The sequence below is a fragment of the Nocardioides sp. NBC_00163 genome (assembly GCF_045206295.1).
Lineage (GTDB): Bacteria > Actinomycetota > Actinomycetes > Propionibacteriales > Nocardioidaceae > Nocardioides.
The window spans coordinates 3,841,948-3,860,306 of record NZ_CP108155.1 but is presented as its reverse complement, the minus strand read 5'-3'; the positions used below and the strand labels follow the sequence as shown (position 1 = coordinate 3,860,306).

General features: G+C 69.3%; 17 protein-coding genes. 7 read left to right on the top strand and 10 right to left on the bottom strand.

Annotated features, from left to right (window positions below; genetic code table 11):
- Nucleotides 1–48: 48 nt before the first annotated feature.
- A complete protein-coding gene (locus tag OG801_RS18545) occupies nucleotides 49–537 on the top strand; it encodes a MarR family transcriptional regulator (protein WP_355021756.1) in 489 nt (162 codons plus the stop codon).
- A gap of 140 nt (nucleotides 538–677) precedes the next feature.
- Here the strand turns inward: OG801_RS18545 and OG801_RS18540 are convergent, their stop codons facing one another.
- On the bottom strand, nucleotides 678–2,471 hold the full coding sequence (locus tag OG801_RS18540) for an ATP-binding cassette domain-containing protein (RefSeq protein ID WP_406030389.1): 1,794 nt from the start codon (nucleotides 2,469–2,471) through the stop codon (nucleotides 678–680).
- 107 nt (nucleotides 2,472–2,578) lie between these two features.
- On the opposite strand from OG801_RS18540, the gene OG801_RS18535 reads away from it, so the two are divergent.
- Nucleotides 2,579–3,844 (top strand): TetR/AcrR family transcriptional regulator, encoded by a 1,266-nt coding sequence (locus tag OG801_RS18535; RefSeq protein WP_355021754.1) that lies wholly within the window; start codon nucleotides 2,579–2,581, stop codon nucleotides 3,842–3,844.
- 219 nt (nucleotides 3,845–4,063) lie between these two features.
- On the top strand, nucleotides 4,064–4,876 hold the full coding sequence (locus OG801_RS18530; RefSeq protein ID WP_160158759.1) for an IclR family transcriptional regulator: 813 nt from the start codon (nucleotides 4,064–4,066) through the stop codon (nucleotides 4,874–4,876).
- 106 nt (nucleotides 4,877–4,982) lie between these two features.
- Here OG801_RS18530 and OG801_RS18525 read toward each other — a convergent pair whose 3' ends face one another.
- From OG801_RS18525 to OG801_RS18515, 3 genes are read right to left on the bottom strand one after another with little or no spacing between them, the layout of a single operon-like run.
- Nucleotides 4,983–5,885: a 4-(cytidine 5'-diphospho)-2-C-methyl-D-erythritol kinase gene (locus tag OG801_RS18525; RefSeq protein WP_406030387.1), complete on the bottom strand. Its 903-nt coding sequence runs from the start codon at nucleotides 5,883–5,885 to the stop codon at nucleotides 4,983–4,985.
- Nucleotides 5,882–6,751, bottom strand: a complete 870-nt coding sequence (gene rsmA, locus OG801_RS18520) for a 16S rRNA (adenine(1518)-N(6)/adenine(1519)-N(6))-dimethyltransferase RsmA (protein ID WP_406030385.1) — start codon at nucleotides 6,749–6,751, stop codon at nucleotides 5,882–5,884. Before rsmA ends, OG801_RS18525 begins: the two co-directional genes overlap by 4 nt.
- A gap of 34 nt (nucleotides 6,752–6,785) precedes the next feature.
- A complete protein-coding gene (locus tag OG801_RS18515; RefSeq protein ID WP_406030383.1) occupies nucleotides 6,786–7,976 on the bottom strand; it encodes a ubiquitin-like domain-containing protein in 1,191 nt (396 codons plus the stop codon).
- Between the two features lie 450 nt (nucleotides 7,977–8,426).
- On the opposite strand from OG801_RS18515, the gene OG801_RS18510 reads away from it, so the two are divergent.
- A complete protein-coding gene (locus OG801_RS18510; RefSeq protein ID WP_406030381.1) occupies nucleotides 8,427–10,760 on the top strand; it encodes an immune inhibitor A domain-containing protein in 2,334 nt (777 codons plus the stop codon).
- Between the two features lie 68 nt (nucleotides 10,761–10,828).
- Here the strand turns inward: OG801_RS18510 and OG801_RS18505 are convergent, their stop codons facing one another.
- Together OG801_RS18505 and rsmI are read right to left on the bottom strand one after the other, a co-directional pair.
- Nucleotides 10,829–11,650, bottom strand: a complete 822-nt coding sequence (locus OG801_RS18505) for a TatD family hydrolase (RefSeq protein ID WP_406030379.1) — start codon at nucleotides 11,648–11,650, stop codon at nucleotides 10,829–10,831.
- A gap of 12 nt (nucleotides 11,651–11,662) precedes the next feature.
- Nucleotides 11,663–12,511, bottom strand: a complete 849-nt coding sequence (gene rsmI / locus OG801_RS18500) for a 16S rRNA (cytidine(1402)-2'-O)-methyltransferase (protein ID WP_406030377.1) — start codon at nucleotides 12,509–12,511, stop codon at nucleotides 11,663–11,665.
- A 33-nt stretch (nucleotides 12,512–12,544) separates the two neighbouring features.
- Here rsmI and OG801_RS18495 point away from each other — a divergent pair, with 33 nt between their 5' ends.
- From OG801_RS18495 to OG801_RS18485, 3 genes are read left to right on the top strand one after another with little or no spacing between them, the layout of a single operon-like run.
- Nucleotides 12,545–14,326, top strand: a complete 1,782-nt coding sequence (locus OG801_RS18495) for a dolichyl-phosphate-mannose--protein mannosyltransferase (protein WP_406030375.1) — start codon at nucleotides 12,545–12,547, stop codon at nucleotides 14,324–14,326.
- Complete coding sequence (locus OG801_RS18490; protein ID WP_406030373.1) at nucleotides 14,317–15,447, top strand: N-acetylglucosamine-6-phosphate deacetylase; 1,131 nt, start codon at nucleotides 14,317–14,319, stop codon at nucleotides 15,445–15,447. Before OG801_RS18495 ends, OG801_RS18490 begins: the two co-directional genes overlap by 10 nt.
- Nucleotides 15,448–15,483: 36 nt before the next feature.
- Nucleotides 15,484–15,906: a DUF3054 domain-containing protein gene (locus tag OG801_RS18485; protein ID WP_355021745.1), complete on the top strand. Its 423-nt coding sequence runs from the start codon at nucleotides 15,484–15,486 to the stop codon at nucleotides 15,904–15,906.
- Here OG801_RS18485 and OG801_RS18480 read toward each other — a convergent pair.
- The 4 genes from OG801_RS18480 to OG801_RS18465 are packed head-to-tail and all read right to left on the bottom strand — an operon-like array spanning nucleotide 15,903 to nucleotide 18,313.
- Nucleotides 15,903–16,655: an energy-coupling factor ABC transporter ATP-binding protein gene (locus tag OG801_RS18480; RefSeq protein WP_406030371.1), complete on the bottom strand. Its 753-nt coding sequence runs from the start codon at nucleotides 16,653–16,655 to the stop codon at nucleotides 15,903–15,905. The two genes, OG801_RS18485 and OG801_RS18480, sit on opposite strands and share 4 nt — an antisense overlap.
- Nucleotides 16,652–17,284, bottom strand: a complete 633-nt coding sequence (gene cbiQ / locus OG801_RS18475) for a cobalt ECF transporter T component CbiQ (RefSeq protein WP_406030369.1) — start codon at nucleotides 17,282–17,284, stop codon at nucleotides 16,652–16,654. The genes OG801_RS18480 and cbiQ overlap by 4 nt, the downstream gene beginning before the upstream one ends.
- Nucleotides 17,285–17,288: 4 nt before the next feature.
- Nucleotides 17,289–17,624 carry a PDGLE domain-containing protein gene (locus tag OG801_RS18470; protein WP_406030367.1) on the bottom strand — a complete coding sequence of 112 codons (336 nt, stop codon included), beginning with the start codon at nucleotides 17,622–17,624 and terminating at the stop codon, nucleotides 17,289–17,291.
- Complete coding sequence (locus OG801_RS18465) at nucleotides 17,621–18,313, bottom strand: energy-coupling factor ABC transporter permease (protein ID WP_160025460.1); 693 nt, start codon at nucleotides 18,311–18,313, stop codon at nucleotides 17,621–17,623. Before OG801_RS18465 ends, OG801_RS18470 begins: the two co-directional genes overlap by 4 nt.
- Nucleotides 18,314–18,359: the final 46 nt, after the last annotated feature.

Genomic DNA, 18,359 nt, shown 5'->3' with positions numbered 1-18,359 from the left:
CTCGATGTCAAGATTCTCGATGGGGTGAACTTGGGCTACGCTCTCGCCATGCGCGACGAAGTCGACGACCTGAGCGAGGCCTGGGCACACGAGCGGCCCGACCTGGACCTGGGTCCCGTCGAGATCTTCTCGCGTCTCTCCCGCCTCTCGCGTCACCTCGACCTCGCTCGGCGCGACGCATTCTCGGGTTCAGGGATCGAGTCGTGGGAGTTCGACGTACTGGCCGCCCTGCGCCGAGCGGGCGACCCCTACGAGCTCTCACCCGGCAGGCTGCTGCGCGAGACCCTGGTGACCAGCGGGACCATGACCAACCGCGTCGACCGGCTCGCCTCGCGCGGTCTGGTCGAACGGCTGCCGGACCCGGCCGACCGGCGGGGCGTCCTCGTCCGGCTCACCCCCGACGGCAAGGCGACCGTCGACAGCGCCTTCGAAGCGCTGCTCGCAGCCGAGCGGGAGTTCCTCGACAGCCTCTCCGGCGACCAGCAGAGCCAGCTCACCGACCTCCTGCGCCGCCTGCTGGTCCCCTTCTCATCCTGACGAACTCCCCGCCGCGCGGATCCGCGAGCCGTGTAACACGCTGTTCGTAGGACTATCCGGTCGTTCTCATAGGGCGAGTAGTCGTACGAACAACGTGTTACACGCTGCGCGAGCCGCCGACCAGCACTCCCTCGGAGGCGCTACTCCAGGACTTCGGCCGCTTCGAGCCACTCCAGCTCGAGGTCGTCCTTCTCCGCGGCGAGCTGATCCAGCTCAGCGCTGAGCTCGGCGAGCCGGGTGTAGTCGTTGACCGACTCGGCCATCGCGAGCTCGAGCTTCTGCTGCTGCTCGCCGATCCGCTCGAGTTGCTTGTCGATCCTGGCGATGACCTTCTTCGCCGCTCGCTCGTCGGCGGAGCCGGGCTTGGCCTTCGACGGGCCACCCACTGCCGTCTCGGCCGACGCGCGTGACGCCTCGGCCCGCGGGGCTGACGCCTCGGCAGGGATGGGGAGGCGGCGCTCGAGATACTCGTCGACGCCACGCGGGAGCATGGAGATCTGGCCGTCGCCGAGGAGGGCCCAGACGGAGTCGGTGACGCGCTCGAGGAAGTAGCGGTCGTGGGAGACGACGATCAGGGTGCCGGGCCAGGCGTCGAGGAAGTCCTCGAGGACGTTGAGCGTCTCGATGTCGAGGTCGTTGGTGGGCTCGTCGAGAAGCAGAACATTCGGCTCGGTCAAGAGCAGGCGCAGCAGCTGGAAGCGGCGGCGCTCGCCGCCGGAGAGGTCGCCGATGCGGGTGACCAGCTTGTCGCCGGTGAAGCCGAATCGCTCGAGCATCGAGGTCGCCGAGAGCTCCTGGCCGTCTGTCGTCTTGGTGACGCGCTTGATCGACTCGACGGTCGGGAGAACCCGCGCCTCCGGGTCGAGGTCGTCGAGCTGCTGGGTCAGGTGCTGGAGAGCGATGGTGCGGCCGTGGCGTACCTTCCCCACCGCGGGCGGGAGGGAGCCGTCCAGCAGCGACAGCACCGAGGTCTTGCCGGCGCCGTTGACGCCGACGATGCCGATCCGGTCGCCCGGACCGATGCGCCAGGTGGCGTGCGACAACAGCTGCCGCTCGCCGCGGAAGAGGTCGACGTCCTCGACGTCGATGACGTCCTTGCCGAGCCGCTGGGCAGCGAACTTCTGCAGCTCGAAGCGGTCGCGCGGCGGAGGTACGTCCTCGATGAGCTGGTTGGCGGCGTCGATGCGGAACTTCGGCTTCGACGTACGCGCCGGGGCGCCGCGGCGCAGCCAGGCCAGCTCCTTGCGGACCAGGTTCTGGCGGCGTACCTCGGTGGCGGCGGCCTGACGGGACCTCTCGGCCTTGGCGAGGACGAAGGCGGCATAGCCACCCTCGTAGGCGTCGACCTGGCCGTCGTGGACCTCCCAGGTGAACTGGCAGACCTCGTCGAGGAACCAGCGGTCGTGGGTGACCACGACGAGCGCGGACGAGCGCGCGGCCAGGTGTGAGGCGAGCCAGGCCACGGCCTCGACGTCGAGGTGGTTGGTGGGCTCGTCGAGCACGATCAGGTCGTGGTCCCCGAGGAGCAGCTCGGCCAGGGCGCAGCGACGGCGCTCGCCACCGGAGAGACCCATGACGGAACGGTCGAGGTCGATCCCGGCCAGGAGCTGCTCGACGATCTCACGGAGCACGGGGACGCCGGCCCACTCGTGGTCGGACCGCCCGCCGAGCACCGCCTCGCGGACGGTGTGGGAGTCGATGAGCTGGTCACCCTGGTGCAGGAACCCGACCAGCAGGCCACGCTGACGCGAGACGCGACCGGAGTCGGGCTCCTCCAGACCGGTCATCACCTGCAGCAGCGTCGTCTTCCCGTCGCCGTTGCGGCCGACGATGCCGATCCGGTCGCCGGCACTGATGCCGAGGGAGACGTCGTCGAGGAGGGGCCGGATGCCGTACGCCTTGGAGACGTGCTCGAGGTTGAGGAGGTTCGCCATATCGTCTCCCATTGTCCCCGAGGGCGGTGAGGCAGCCAGCATCGCGGCGGCCACCCAGCGGCACACCGGGCGGACGAAGCGCCCCTGACCTGCTTAGACTCGGTGCAATGGCCGAGAAGACGCTCCGTGAGCACACACAGGGCTCGCGTCAGATGATCCTCGAAGCAGCGCTGCGGCTGGCCGCCGAGCGCGGCTATGTCGGCACGACGATGGCGCAGGTCCGCCGCGCGACCGGTCTCCCGCCGTCCTCCCTCTACTGGCACTTCTCCAACAAGGACCAGCTGCTCGCCGAGGCGCTCGAGCACGGCTACACCCGCTGGAACGACATCGCCCCGCGGTGGGAGCCGACACCGACCGGCGACGACCTGCGCGAGGGGCTGCTGGCCAACCTGCGGCGTACGACGTCGGACATCCACGGCGCCAAGGCCGACTGGTGGCGGATGGGCCTCATGCTGGCGCTCGAGTCCGGACCGACGGTCGGCGACGGTCCGCGCGAGCGCTTCCTCCAGATCCGCACCCAGACGCTCGCCGAGTTCGAGCGGTGGTGGGCACAGGCGGTCGACCTTCCGACCGCGCACATCGAGACCCTCGCGCGGCTGACGCTCGCCGCCCACGACGGTCTCTTCATCCACGCCCAGACCGACGAGTACGCCGAGCTCGACCCGCTCCGGCAGCGGCTCGCCGACGGGCTGGCCGAGGTCGCGGAGCACCTCCGTAAGCAGGACCCGGCCGTCGTCCCCGAGACCGTGGAGCTGCCGCCGGTGACGTACGAGGGCAGGAGCAGCAGCCGCGAGAAGCTCGTCGCGGCAGCGCTGGAGGTCGCCGCCGAGAGCGGCTACGAGGGCGCCTCGATCAGCCGGATCTGCGCCGCGGCAGAGCTGCCGGCCTCCTCGGTCTACTGGCACTTCACGAACAAGGACGACCTGTTCTCGGCCGCGGTCGACGACTCCTACCGCGCCTGGATCAGCACCCAGTCCTCCTGGCAGCCGCCGCCGAGCGCGGACTGCGACTGCGCCACCGAGCTCCCCTTGATGCTGAGGCCACTGGTGGCCAGCCTGCGCCGGCTGCCCCCGTTCCTGCGGATCGGCTTGATGCTGGTGCTGCCGAAGCGGTCCGAGCCACTTCCCGGCCGCGACCGGTTCCTTGCCGTACGCCGCCAGTCGCGCGACGACTTCACCGGCTGGTTCCGTGGAGCTCTCGGTGACGACGGGTCGGCGCACGCGGACGAGATGGCCGCGCTGCTGCTGGTGATCGCAGACGGACTTCTCTTTGCCGAGGCGCTCGACAGCGCCGACATGCCACCGGCCACGACCTCGGACCTGCTGGCGCGACTGGTGACGGCTACGCCGTTTCATACACAGATCAGTCACTGACCTACTACCGTAGGTCCACAGAGGGTTTACGGCGCTAACGGGCGGAAACGCATCGAACTGTATGCCGTGTCATCTATTTCCGCAGGTCAGGAATGAGATTTATCCAACATTTGCTCCACAACCTCCGGAACGATCGTTACAGTGACTGCTGTCACAGAGAGTTGGAGGCCCCAGATCCCCCCTTCGTGGTGCCTCCGTCTCAATTAAGGAGATCCCCCCATGAGCGTCACTGCTATCCCCACCCTGGCTAGTCAGCACGACCATGAAGGTGCCCCGAGGACGACCTCCTCGGCGACCCCGTCTGCGACGAAGGCCCTCCAGATCCTGGAGGCATTTCTCGGAGCCGGCCCCAAGCTCGGTGTCAGCGAGATCGCTCGCACCGCGGGGCTTCCCAAGTCCACCGCGTTCCGCCTCCTGCGCCACCTCGAGCAGAGCGGGTACGTGGAGCGCACCGGCCGCCACTACGTACTCGGCCGGCGGCTCTTCGAGCTCGGCAACGCGGTGCAGATCTGCCGCCCGCAGGGCATCCGGGAGACCGCGATGCCGCATCTGGCCGAGCTCTACGTGGCGACCGGCAAGACCGTGCACCTCGCCATCCTCGAAGGCACCGACATCGTCATCCTGGAGAAGATCACCGGTCGCGGTGGCATCCAGCCGGACACGTACGTCGGCGGGCGAGCGCCCGCAGCCTGCTCTGCCCTCGGCAAGGCGATCCTCTCGTTCAGCGACCGCAACCACATCGCGGCCGTACTCGAGTCCGGCCTGGTGAGGCGCACCCGCCACTCGCACGGCGACCCGGCGAAGTTCCTCGCCGAGCTCCGCCGCGCCAACAGCGAGCGCATCGCCTTCGACCGCGAGGAGGCCCAGCTCGGCATCGTCTGCGCCGCGGTCCCGATCATGATCGAGGGCCGCGCCATCGCCGCCGTCTCCGTCTCCGGCAGCGCCGCCGGGTTCAACGCCGCCAGCATCACCCGGCACCTGCGCCGCGCTGCCGCCGCGATCTCCGACGAGGTCGTCTCCAGCGCCGCCTGACCCGGCCGAGGCGTCGCGTACGTCGGTCGAGACGTCACGCACGTCGGCCGAGATGGCTCAGCGCTGCCATCTCGGCCGACGCGGCTGACGCCTCGGCGGGGTGGGGTCAGTAGGTGACGACGTGGGCGCCGGCGACGGGGCCCGGGGCCGTCCAGACGCGGTCGTACGCCTTGGCCTGCATCGCTCCGGCGACCTCGCGGGCGTGGGCGGCGTCGCGGCACAGCATCAGGACCGTCGGGCCCGAGCCGGAGAGCTGCACGGCCAGGGCACCTGCCTCGGCGCCATCGGCGAAAGTCTGGGCGAGGTCGGGACGTAGTGCGAGCGCCGGGGCCTGCAGGTCGTTGGTGAGCGCCTCGGCGAGGAGGGCCGCGTCGCCCTTCTCCAGCGCCATGAGCAGGCTCTCGGGCACCTGCGGGTCGCCGACCTCGGTCCCGGCATGCTCGTCGAAGGCGCGGTAGACCGCGGGCGTCGAGAGTCCCTGCTCGTTGCCGACCGCGACCCACCACCAGGCACCGTTGTCGGTGACCGGCTCGACGATCTCGCCGCGGCCGCCGCCGATGGCGGTGGCGCCGATGAGCGCGAACGGTACGTCGGAGCCCAGCTGCCCCGCCAGGCTCAGCAGATCCTCGTCGGAGGTCTCCAGCGACCACAGGCGGTCGAGGGCGACGAGCGTCGCGGCCGCGTCGGCAGATCCACCGGCGAGGCCGCCGGCGACCGGGATGCCCTTGTGGATCGCGACGTTCGCGGCCTTGTCGATGCCGTGGTGGGCGGCGAGAGCCTTGCCCGCCCGCACGACGATGTTGTCCTCGCCGGTCGGGATCTCGCCGAGCGCGATGTGGTCCTCCGCGGTGAGCGTGACCTGCCACGCGGCGGCCTCGCTCACGGTGACGTCGTCGTAGAGCCCGATCGCCTGGTAGACGGTCGCCAGCGGATGGAACCCGTCCTCCCGAACCGGCCCGACGCCGAGGTGGAGGTTGAACTTCGCGGCCGCGCGGACGGTGATCGTCATGAGGGAACCTTTTGCAGCGATTCGGTGATGCGTACGAAGTCCGCGATGGTCAGCACCTCGCCGCGCGCCAGCGGGTCGATCCCGGCCGCGACCAGCGCCTTCTCGGCGGCGTCGGCGGAGCCGGCCAGAGGCTTGAGTACGCCGCGCAGCGCCTTGCGACGCTGCGCGAACGCGGCGTCGATGACCGCGAAGACCTCTTCGCGCGAGACGGCGGTCGACGGCGGCTCACGGTGACGCCAGTAGACGAGGCCGGAGTCGACGTTGGGCGCCGGCCAGAAGACGTTGCGGCCGATCGCGCCGGCGCGGCGTACCTCGGCGTACCAGGCGGCCTTGACCGAGGGGACGCCGTAGACCTTGGAGCCCGGCTTGGCCGCCAGCCGGTCGGCGACCTCGGCCTGCACCATCACCAGCCCGTGGCGCAGCGAGGGCAGCAGCGCCATCAGGTGCAGCAGGACCGGCACCGAGACGTTGTAGGGCAGGTTGGCGACCAGGGCCGTGGGCGGCGGACCGGGGACGGAGTCGACCCGGAGGGCGTCCGCGCGGAGCAGGCGGAACGCGTCGGCCTGGTCGGGGGCGTACTCCTGGATGGTTCTCGGCAGCCGCTGCGCCAGGACCTCGTCGATCTCGATCGCGGTCACCTTCGCGCCGGTCTCGAGGATGGCGAGGGTGAGCGATCCGAGGCCGGGGCCGACCTCGACGACGACGTCGTCGGCGCCGACGCCGGACTCGCGCACGATCCGGCGCACGGTGTTGGCGTCGATCACGAAGTTCTGCCCGCGCTGCTTGGTGGGGCGGAGATCGAGCTCGGATGCGAGCGACCGCACCTCCGCCGGGCCCAACAGGCGCGGCGGGGTGCGGTCGGTCATGGGTACAGACTATGGCCCGAGGGCCGAAAGAGCCTTACTGCGGCAGACCGAGCTGCTGCGAGCAGTGCGGCCAGGCGCCGTAGCCACCGTTGGCGTCACGGAGCTTGCTCGCCACCGCGATCTGGGTCTCGCGGCTGTTCTCGCTCGGGAGGCCGGAGCCGCCGTAGGCCTGCCAGGTCTGCAGGTTGAACTGCAGACCGCCGTAGTAGCCGTTGCCGGTGTTGATCGCCCAGTTGCCACCGGACTCGCACTGCGCGAGCTGGTCCCAGACGGTGCTGCCACCGGCGAAGTTGGCCGCAGGGGCTTCCTTCTCCTTGGTGCCTACCTTGACGATGCGCGGCTCGGCCTTCTCGAGGACGTTCTGCTCGAGGACCTTCTTGGAGACGGCCTCACCGTTCTTGAGGACGATGCGGTACGTCACCGAACGGACCCCGTCGGAGCCCTCCTCGACGACCTCGGTCTCACCCTCGTACATCGAGGAGTCCTCGCGTTCCTCGACCGGCGCCTCGACGGTCTCGCGGGCGACCTTCTGGTTCTTGGCGGAGAAGTCGGTGAAGACGATCTTCTGACCGGTCTTCAGAGCCTTGTCGGAGGCCGGGGAGACCTTGTCCCGGCGCTCGAGGTCGACCCCGAGGTCCTTGAGCGCGTCGCCGACGGTCAGCGCGGTCACGCTGACCTTCTTGGCCTTCTTGCCGGCCAGCTCGACCTTGACGTTCTTGGGAGTGACGACGTCGAGGGACATCCCGTCGCGGCCGATGTAGGCACCACGGCTGGTCGAGAGCTCCGCCCGGTCGTAGTCACGGCCGAGCTCAGCGAGAGCGCCGCCCACGGTGGTCGCGGTGACCCAGTGGTCCTGGGCCTTGCCGTCGACCTCGAGGCTCAGCTGACGGGCGTAGCGGACGCTGATCGCGCTGCCGTCCTCGACCTCGGTGTCGACCGATGGGGCAACCGCGTCACGGTCGCCGATCTCGATGCCCTCGGCCTCGAGGACCTCACCGACGGTGTCGGCGTTGACGCTGACGTCCTTGGCCTTGCCGTCGACCGAGACGATGACATCGGTCTGGGAGGTCTTGACCCCGTACGCCGCGCCGCCTGCGGCGACCACTGCTGCGGCGAGTCCGCCGACCAGAACAGCCTTGCGGCGGCGGGTTGAAACGATGTTGCGGAACCACGAGTTGGTGCTGCTGACGGGCACGATGCTCCGATGTTCGTTCTCCCCGGGCACGGGCGAACGGTGTTGCGAGATCAGGTGATCTACGCGCTGAGGCCCACCCCCAACACCGTCCGGATCTATCCCGATCCCGGCTATCTCGCCGGACAGCGGAACAAATACGGTCGGTTAAATGCAAGTCCCCCGCCCGATCCGCAGGCAATTACAAGCATGCAATCTCGGCATCAAATGAGGGCCAGGGAGTGCTGTCAATACCTGTCGTAACGAATGACAGGTGTGCGATTCAACACGTCGAAATCGCTGGTCAAGCGGGTCGATCAGAGCGCATGTCGTAATCCCGCCACGAAATTTCGTTCCCTCTGGCCAATAGGCGACAAATCCTTTACAGGTAACTCCATTGCTTGGTGTTGTACTCCGAAGCCATCTCTGTCGTGATGGCCCGTCGTGCCGGTCAGTTCTCGGGGAAGGCAGATGTGCGCGATGTCACCAGACTCCGGAGGAACGATGAACAGACGCCTTACCAGCGTTCTCGCCGCGGTTGCGGTCGCCGGCGTGACGCCGGTGGCCCTGACCCACTCGTCGGCTAGCGCCGTCGAGGACTCGGGGACCCCCGCCGCCGCTGCTGCGGTGAAGCAGAAGGTCGATGACAAGCCCGACGCGCTCAACACCAAGCGCCGCGAGCTCAAGACCAACGCCGCCACCGCCGTCGCCACGGGCGAGAAGCAGACGGTCACCAAGAACGGCAGCGAAGTCGTCAAGATGGGCTCGGGCAAGAACACCCGCTGGGTGGAGCACGAGCCCACCGAGAAGTCCCAGCTGCTGAGCTTCCTGGTCGAGTTCGGCGACGGCGGCAACCCGGCCTTCCCCGATAACACCTCGGGCCCGCTCCACAACGAGATCGCGCCGCCCGCCGAGAACGACAACTCCACCTACTGGGAGGAGGACTTCTCCCGCGAGCACTACATGGACATGTTCTTCAACCAGAAGAAGGGCAAGGAGTCGTTCCACAACGTCTACAAGGAGATGTCGAGCGGCCGCTTCGACCTCCAGGGTGACGTCAGCGACTGGGTGACGCTCCCGCACGCGGAGTCCTACTACCAGAACGACAAGGGCGACGAGACCGCCGCCGCGATGAAGAACTACGTCCAGGACAGCGCCAACGCCTGGTACGACGCACAGAAGGCGGCCGGCAAGACCGACGCCGAGATCACTGCGTACCTCCAGGACTACGACATCTGGGACCGCTACGACCTCGATGGCGACGGCAACTTCAACGAGGCCGACGGCTACATCGACCACTTCCAGGCGATCCACTCCGGTGCGGGCGAGGAGGCCGGCGCCGACCCGTGGACCATCTGGTCGCACCGCTGGGCCGCCAACGCGTCCGGCTCCGACGGCCCGGCCGACTTCCCGAAGGCCGGCGGCGTCAAGATCGGTAACACCGACATCTGGATCCGCGACTACACCACCGAGCCCGAGAACGGCGGCCTGGGCGTCTTCGCGCACGAGTTCGGCCACGACCTCGGTCTGCCGGACTTCTACGACACCGCGGGCGGCGAGAACGGCACCGGCTTCTGGACCCTGATGAGCTCGGGTTCCTGGCTCGGTCACGGTGACGGCACCATCGGCACCACCCCCAACCACATGGGCGCCCCGGAGAAGCTCTTCCTCGGCTGGCTCAACTACGACACGGTCGAGGCCGGTACGTCCAAGAAGCTGACCCTGGGGCCGAGCTTCCACGACACCGGGGCGAAGACCCCGCAGGCACTCGTGGTCAACCTGCCCGACGGGCAGACGACCCACGACGTCGGCTCCGGCACCTCGGGCAAGACGTTCCTCTATTCCGGCAAGGGCGACGACCGCACCGCCACCGCGGTCAGCCCGGAGATCGCGGTTCCCGCGGGCGGCACGCTCTCGGCCAAGGTGAAGTACGACCTCGAGGCGGAGTACGACTTCACCTTCCTGGAGGCCTCCACCGACGGCGGCACCACCTGGTCGACGCCGCTGGCGACGAACCTGTCCTCGGCCGAGTACAACAACGGCATCCACGGCACCTCCGACAGCACCTGTGACGGCAACTGCGCCGACCACGACCCGCAGGAGTACGTGGACCTGACCGCTGACCTGGCGGCGTACGCGGGTCAGAACGTGAAGCTCCGCTTCCGCACCGCGAACGACGGCGGCGTCGCCTACTACGGCTTCGCCATCGACGACCTCTCGGTCGGCTCGGCCTACACGACGGACTTCTCGTCCTTCGACGGCTGGACCAACAAGGAGTACATGGGCATCACCGACGGGACCTACACGTCGACGTACCCGCGCTTCTACATCGCCGAGAACCGGCAGTACAAGGGCTACGACAAGACGCTGGCCGAGGGTCCGTACAACTTCGGCTACGGGGTCACCGCGCCTGACAAGGTCGACCACTACGCCTACCAGGACGGACTGCTGGTCTGGTACCAGAACGGCGCCTACGGCGACAACAACACCTCGGAGCACCCCGGCGGCGGCCAGGCGCTGGTCGTCGACTCCACCGTGGGTGTCCAGAAGTGGTCGGACGGCACCCTGTCGCGCAACCGGATGCAGGGTTACGACTCGACGTTCGATGTCGACCGCACCGACCGGCTCCACCTCGAGAACGAGGTCGCCGGTGCTCCGAGCAACGTCCTCGACGTGCCGCGGCGCAAGAGCGTGCCGACCTTCTACGACAGCTCTGAGACGGCCTACTGGGACGCGTCCAACCCGGCGCACTCCACCAAGACCGCCGGCAGCGGCGTCAAGATCAAGGTGCTCTACTCGGACGAGCGCAGGGGCACGATGAAGATCAGCGTCTCCTGACCTGATCACAGCAATGAGAATGGCCCGAGGCGATCGCCTCGGGCCATTCTCATGTCAGTGCCGGTGGGTCACCAGGTGCCGCCGAAGGCCGTCTCGGTGTTGGTGTTGACGGCGTTGCACAGCGCCTCGAGGTCGTCGCCGCGTACCTCGGCCATCACCCGCATCGTGGCCGGGATCATGTAGCTGGAGTTGGTCGCGCCGCGGTGCGGGTGGGGCGTCAGGAACGGGGCGTCGGTCTCGACCAGGATGCGGTCCTGGGGGGTGATCGCGAGGGCGTCGCGGAGGTACTGCGCGTTCTTGAACGTCACGGTGCCGGCGAAGGAGAGGTAGGCGCCCCGGTCGAGGCACTGACGGGCGAACTCAGGATCACCGGAGAAGCAGTGCATCACCCAGCGCTCGGGCGGTCCGACGCTGTCGATCACCTCAAGCACCGCCGCGTGGGCGTCGCGGTCGTGGATCATCAGGGTCTTGTCGAGACGCTTGGCGATGTCGATGTGGCGCCGGAACGAGTACGCCTGGGTCTCCCGGCCCTCCTCGTCGGTGCGGAAGAAGTCCATCCCGGTCTCCCCCACCACGCGCACCTTGTCGTGCGCCCCGGCGAGCTTCTCGATCTCGTCCAGCGCGGCCTCGAGATCGGGCTGGCGAGGAGCGTCGTTGGGGTGGAGCGCCACACCGGCGACCATGTTGTCGTACGTCTCGGCCGCCTCCACCGCCCAGCGCGCTCCCGGCAGGTCGCAGCCGATCTGGACCACCCTGGTCACGCCCACCGCCGCCGCCTGCGCGAGCGCCTCCTCGACCGGGAGACTCTCGTCCCCCCTGACGATGTCGAGGTGGGTGTGGTTGTCGACGACCGGTGCGGGCAGTGGCTCGGGTGCCGGGGCGAAGCTCATGCTCCCAGTCTTCTACACGCTCTTGTGGACGAGGTCGTAGACCTCGCGTTTCGGTACACCGGCGAGCCTGGCCACCTCGGCGATGGCTTCCTTCTTCGTGTGACCCTCACCTTCCAGGTCGGCCACGGCGGCGCGGAGGCTGTCGGGGTCGCTTCCGATCTCGGCGGACGGGTCGGCGCCGGTGACGACGATGGTGACCTCGCCGCGTACTCCCTCGGCGGCCCAGTCGACGAGCTCGGCCAGTCCCCCGCGGCGTACTTCTTCGTGGGTCTTGGTCAGCTCGCGGCAGACGGCGGCGGCGCGGGTGTCGCCGAAGGCGTCGCGCATGGCTTCCAAGGCGGCCTGGGTGCGGTGGGGGGCTTCGAAGAAGACCATGGTGCGCTCCTCCTTGGCCAGCGAGGCGAGGCGGCGCGAGCGCTCACCGGCCTTGCGGGGCAGGAAGCCCTCGAAGCAGAACCGGTCGACAGGGAGGCCGCTGACGGCCAGGGCCGTCAGGACGGCCGAGGGGCCGGGCACCGCGGTGACGCGTACGTCCTTCTCGACCGCGGCGGCGACCAGGCGGTAGCCGGGGTCGGAGACCGAGGGCATCCCGGCGTCGGTCACCAGCAGCACCCGGTTGCCGTCGAGGAGATCGGCGAGCAGCGTGGGCGTACGTGAACTCTCGTTGCCCTCGAAGTAGGAGACGATGCGACCCTTGATTTCGACGCCGAGATCCGTCGTCAGTCGACGCAGCCGGCGGGTGTCTTCGGCGGCGATGACATCGGCGGTGGCGAGCTCGGAAGCCAAACGGGGTGGGGCATCCTCGATGCGCCCGATCGGGGTTGCCGCTAGTACGAGCACGCCATCGTTTGGATCTACCACACCGATATTGTCGCAGGCTTATAAGGTTCCCTCGTGACGACGACGGTGACCGAGGAGCCGGAGCCCATGGAGGGCCTGGCCAGCACCCCCTCTGGTCACTTCCTTCCGACCGCCTGGGAACGCGCCCGGCGCCGCATCAACGGCTCGCCGCGGGCCGGCTGGGCGGCGACGATCGGGATCACCGCGCTCGCGTTCCTGCTGCGGCTGTGGCACCTGGGCACCCCGAAGGTCTTCGCCTTCGACGAGACCTACTACGCCAAGGACGCCTGGGCGCTGCTCGAGTTCGGCTACGCGCGCAACTTCATCGAGGGCGCCGACGAGAACATCCTGGCCGGGCAGCTCGAGGGGCAGTTCGCCGACGGGCCGTCGATGATCGTCCATCCCGACGTCGGCAAGTGGCTCATCGCGATCGGCATCAAGCTCTTCGGGATGGACCCGTTCGGCTGGCGGATCGCCTCGGTCGTGGTCGGGTCGCTGCTGGTGCTGCTGACGATCCGGTTCGTACGCCGCGTCTCCGGCTCCATGATGCTCGGTCTCGTCGGCGGCATCCTGATCACCTTCGACGGGCTCGCGTTCGTGCTCTCGCGCCTGGCCCTGCTCGACCTCTTCGTCGCCTTCTTCCTGCTGCTCGCGGTGCACCTGATGGTGATGGACCGCGACTGGTGCCGGCGGCGGTTCTCCGCGCTCGCGCCCACCCAGCTCGCCGCGCCCGGCGCGTGGGGACCCGTCCGGCAGATGCTGTTCCGTCCGTGGCTGCTGTGCTCGGGCGTCGCGTGGGGTCTGGCGATCGGCTCCAAGTGGGAGGCGCTCTACCCGCTGGCCGCCTTCGGTCTCCTCTATGTGGCCTGGTCCGCGGGGATGCGGCGCTCCTTCGGCGTACGTCTGTCCTGGCTTCGTGCCTGTGTGGCCGACGGGCCGACGGCCTTCGCGCACCTGGTGGGCGTCGCGCTCGCGGTCTACGTGATGACGTGGATCCCGTGGATGACCCACGCGGACGTCTACGAGGAGTCGCTCTCGGCGACGCAGTACACGCGCTACACCGGCGAGGGCCACTGCGAGAACAAGTCGTACGTCCCCGAGAACCTCAACGACAAGCGCTGGCCGACCGCCAAGGAGCCGGATGCGTCCGGCCTCGGCGAGGTCAGTCAGTCGCTGCGGTCGCTGTGGTACTACCACCGAGACGTCTTCACCTTCCACACCCACTTCCTGGAGTGTGCCGAGCACACCTACGGGTCCCATCCGATCGGCTGGCTCGTCCTGAACCGGCCGGTCGGGGTAGCCGCCGACACCGGGATCCTGTCCGGCGCGAAGTCGCGCGGCGAGATGTGCGACGCCTCCCCCTCGACCGATCCCGACGGTGACGGTCCCGCCGAGGCGGGGACGTGCCTGCGGCAGGTGCTGCTCCTGGGCACCCCGGTGCTGTGGTGGGGAGCGTTCGTGGCGCTGATCGTCTCGGCGTTCATGTGGGTCGCCGCGCGGGACTGGAGGTTCGGGGTCGCCGTGGTCGGGGTGCTGTCGACGTGGCTGCCGTGGCTGCAGTACGCCGGGCGGCCGATCTTCTCCTTCTACATGATCATCGCGCTCCCGTTCCTGGTGCTCGGCCTGTGCCTGTGTCTGGGCAAGCTGCTCGACCGGCCACCGCCGCTGGCCGGTGGAACGCCGGCCACCCGGCGTCGCGTCGGGGGTGCCGTCGCCGGTGGCATCTTCGTCGTGCTGGTGATCTGCAACTTCGCCTGGTTCTGGCCGATCTACACCGATGAGCTGCTCACCCGGCAGGAATGGCTGACAAGGATCTGGTTCAAGCGATGGATCTAGAACATGTGGTACGCGGCCGAGTGCCGCGGCCGGGCGGCTTCGACGACGTCGTCGTGACCGTGTCCGCGGGGCTCGTCTCCGAGGTGCGGGCTGCCGTCCCCGGCGACCCGTCGTCTTCAGGGATCCTGCTCCCGGGGCTGGTGGACATCCACAACCACGGCGGTGGCGGTGCCTCGTTCCACACCACGTCGCCGGACGAGATCGCCACCGCGGCCGGCGTTCATCATGCTGCCGGCACGACCACGCTGCTGGCCTCGACCGTGACCGACTCGCCTTCCCGGTTGCTGTCGGTCGTCGCGGCGCTGGCCACGGCTGCCGAAGCCGGGCTGATCGCCGGCATCCACATGGAGGGGCCGTTCCTGGAACACTCCTGCCGCGGGGCGCACGATCCGGCGCTGCTACTCACGCCCGACGCCGGGCTCGCCCGTGAGTTCGTCGCCGCTGCCCGTGGCCACCTGCGGGTGATGACCCTGGCCGCGGAGCTCCCCGGGGCCGACGAGGTCGCCTCGGTGCTCACCGAGGCCGGGGTCGTGGTGGCGCTGGGGCACACCGCGGCGTCGGCTTCGCAGGCTCGGGCTTTCCTTTCCGGACCGGGGAGCCTGGTCACCCATCTCTTCAACGGGATGCCACCCGCGCACCATCGCGACCCCGGCCCCGTGCTCGGATCCTTGGGCGCCGCCGGTGTCGGCGATGCCTGTGTGGAGCTGATCGCTGACGGCGTACACCTCGACGACGAGACGGTCCGGGCCGTGATGTCGATGGTGCCCGGCTCGGTCGTACTCGTCACCGACGCGATGGCCGCGGCCGGGATGGCCGACGGCGACTACCAGCTCGGACCGCTGTCCGTGGAGGTACGCTCCGGGGTCGCCCGAGTGGCCGACGGGACCGGCAACGGGTCGATCGCCGGCGGCACGTCGCGACTCATGGACCAGGTACGCCGCCACGCGGCCGCCGGGATCGACCTGGCCATGCTGATGAAGGCCGCGAGCCTGCGGCCGGCATCGGTGGTGGGCATCGACGTTGGCCGCCTCGAGCCCGGCGCTCGCGCCGACCTCGTGCTCACCGACGAGTCGCTGCAGCCGACCCGCGTCATGCGCGGCGGAGCCTGGCTGATCCCGTAGACCTGAATCGCCGGCCGGGCTCGTATTCTGGGCACCATGTCCTCCACGAAGCCCGACGACTCCTCCCCACTCATCGCCGGGCTCGTGCCCAAGTGGGCGGTCGCGGCCTTCGCCGTCGACGTCTTCTTCGTGCTCCTCTTCGCCTTCGCCGGGCGCCAGTCGCACGACTCCGGCCCGGCGCTCGTCGTGCTCCGCATCGCCTGGCCCTTCCTGATCGGGCTCGTCGTGACCTGGGCCGTCCTGATCTGGCGCCGCTGGCCGGCCGCTCGCGCCTGGCCTGCCGGCGTGGTCGTCTGGCTCGGGACGTACGTCATCGGGATGGTGCTTCGCGGCCTCTCCGGCGAGGGCCTGGCGCCGGCTTTCCTGGTCGTCTCGCTCCTCTTCCTCGGCCTCACCCTGGTCGGCTGGCGCGGCTACGTCAGCGCCAAGCTCCACTACCGCTCCCGCCGAGTCGGCTAGAGGGTGGCGGCTGCCGCGACCGGGTCGAAGCCGAAGGGGAGCTCGAGGCGGTGGGCTCGCATCAGGTCGGCGTTGGAGAGTACGTCGACGGTGCGGCCCTCGGCGGCGACGATGCCGCCGTCGAGGATGATCGAGCGCTCGCAGAGCTCGAGGGCGTACGGGAGGTCGTGGGTGACCATCAGGACGGTGACGTCGAGGTCGCGGAGGATGTCGGCGAGCTCGCGGCGGGAGGCCGGGTCGAGGTTGGAGGAGGGCTCGTCCAGGACCAGGATCTCGGGGTCCATCGCCAGCACGGTGGCCACCGCGACCCGGCGGCGCTGGCCGAAGGAGAGGTGGTGCGGGGGCCGGTCGGCGTACTCCTCCATGCCGACCTTCGCGAGCGCCTCGGTCACCTTCGCGTCCAGGGCCTCGCCGCGCAGGCCGAGGTTGGCGGGGCCGAAGGCGACGTCCTCGCGGACGGTGCCCATGAAGAGCTGGTCGTCGGGGTCCTGGAAGACGATGCCGACGCGGCGGCGGATCTCCTTGATGTTGGCCTTGGTCACGGGGAGCCCGCTCACCGAGACGGATCCGGCTCCGGCGAGGTGGATGCCGTTGAGGTGCAGGACCAGCGTCGTCTTGCCGGCCCCGTTGGGGCCCAGCAGCGCGACCCGCTCACCGCGGTGGACGTGCAGGTCGACACCGAAGAGCGCCTGATGGCCGTCGGGGTAGGCGAAGGCGAGGCTGTGCACATCAAGAACCGGCGTACTCATCGTCGCCCCACCCTGTCCATGGTCGGCATTCTCCCTGTGTAGCCGCGCGAGACCATAGCCAGGTGCACCCGCTCGCCCCGCTCGAAGGAGCGGATGAACAGCGCACCGACCGAGCGCGCGAGCACCGGCCAGTGGAGCGGGTTGCGGGCCTCGAAGCCTCGTGAGGCGCGCGCCACCGCCATCCGGCGCATCTCGTCGGTCACCACCTCCAGGTAGCGCACCATGAACGCCATGATCTGCACGAGCTGCTGAGGCAGCCGCAGCCGCTCCAGGCCGTGGACCAGCTCCTGGGGCGTCGTGGTCGCGGCCAGCAGCAGCCCGGCGATCACGCCCAGCGTGCCCTTGACGAGCAGTCCCCACGCCGAGAGCAGGCCCGACTCGCTGAGGCTGAGCCCGAGCACCTCGACCCGCGGCCCGTGCGCGATGAACGGCATCAGCACCGCGAAGACCACGAACGGCGTCTCCACCACCATCCGCTTCAGCACCCACCCAGGGCGCACCCGCGCCACCGCGCCGACCGTCACCAGGACCGCGAGGAAGAAGGCGTACGCAGCGAACCACTCCCGCGGCGTCGCCACCACCACGAGCATGAAGCCGATCAGGGCGAGCACCTTCAGATGGGCGGGCACCGGCTCAGGCCTCGTCGGAGGAGCCGGTGGATCGGCGGCGTACGACCAGAGCGAGGCCACCGGCGAAGACGAGCACGACGACGGTGCCGATCACGCCGGCGAGTCCACCGGAGAGCCGGGCGTTGTCGACGCCCTTGGTGCCGTAGTCGGCCAGCGGGCCGTCGGCCGCGCCGTGCTCCGAGGCGCTGTCGAGGAAGCCGGTCTTGCCGGCGACGTACTCGAGGCCGTCGGGGTTGGCGGAGGCGTAGTAGGAGACCACTCCGGCCAGGAGCAGCGCGACGACGGCGATGCCGACGGCGACCCACCTGAACCGGACGCGCTTCTTCTCGGCGGTGCTCATGCCACCGACTCCTTCGGCTTGATCACCAGGTCACGCTCGGCGATCACGCCTCGCGCGGCGTAGACGAGGTCGGGGCGTACGGACAGGATCGCGCCGACCGCGAGGAACGTGATCGCGCCCTCGCCCAGACCGATCACCGTGTGCCAGCCGAGCATCGCGGTGGCCAGTGTGGTCAGCGAGATGTCGGCGGTGCCGCCGACCGCGTAGAGCGCGGTGAAGACGGCCGCCGCAGCGGGGACGGAGAGGAAGGCGCCGATCGCCGCCGCCGGGGCGACCAGGCCGACCCGCTTCGGCAGCACCTTGATCAGCACCCGGCTCACGAACCAGCCGACGAGCACGGTGGTGACGGCCATGAGGAGGATGTTGGTGCCGAGAGCGGTGATGCCGCCGTCGGCGAAGAGCAGGGACTGCACGATCAGCACGACCGAGACGCACAGCACCCCGGTCCACGGCCCCACCAGCACCGCCGCCAGCGCGCCGCCCATCAGGTGACCGCTCGTGCCCGCCCCCACCGGGAAGTTGAGCATCTGGGTCGCGAAGACGAACGCGGCCACGAGGCCGGCCAGCGGGGCGGTCTTGTCGTCGAGCTCGCGGCGTGCGCCGCGCAGCGCGACGCCTACCGCGACGACAGCGACTGCACCGGTGGCGATCGACGTCGGAGCGTCGAGGAAGCCGTCGGGGACGTGCATGGTCACCTCTTGATCTGCGTGGGGGTCGGTCGACGTGTCGCCCGAG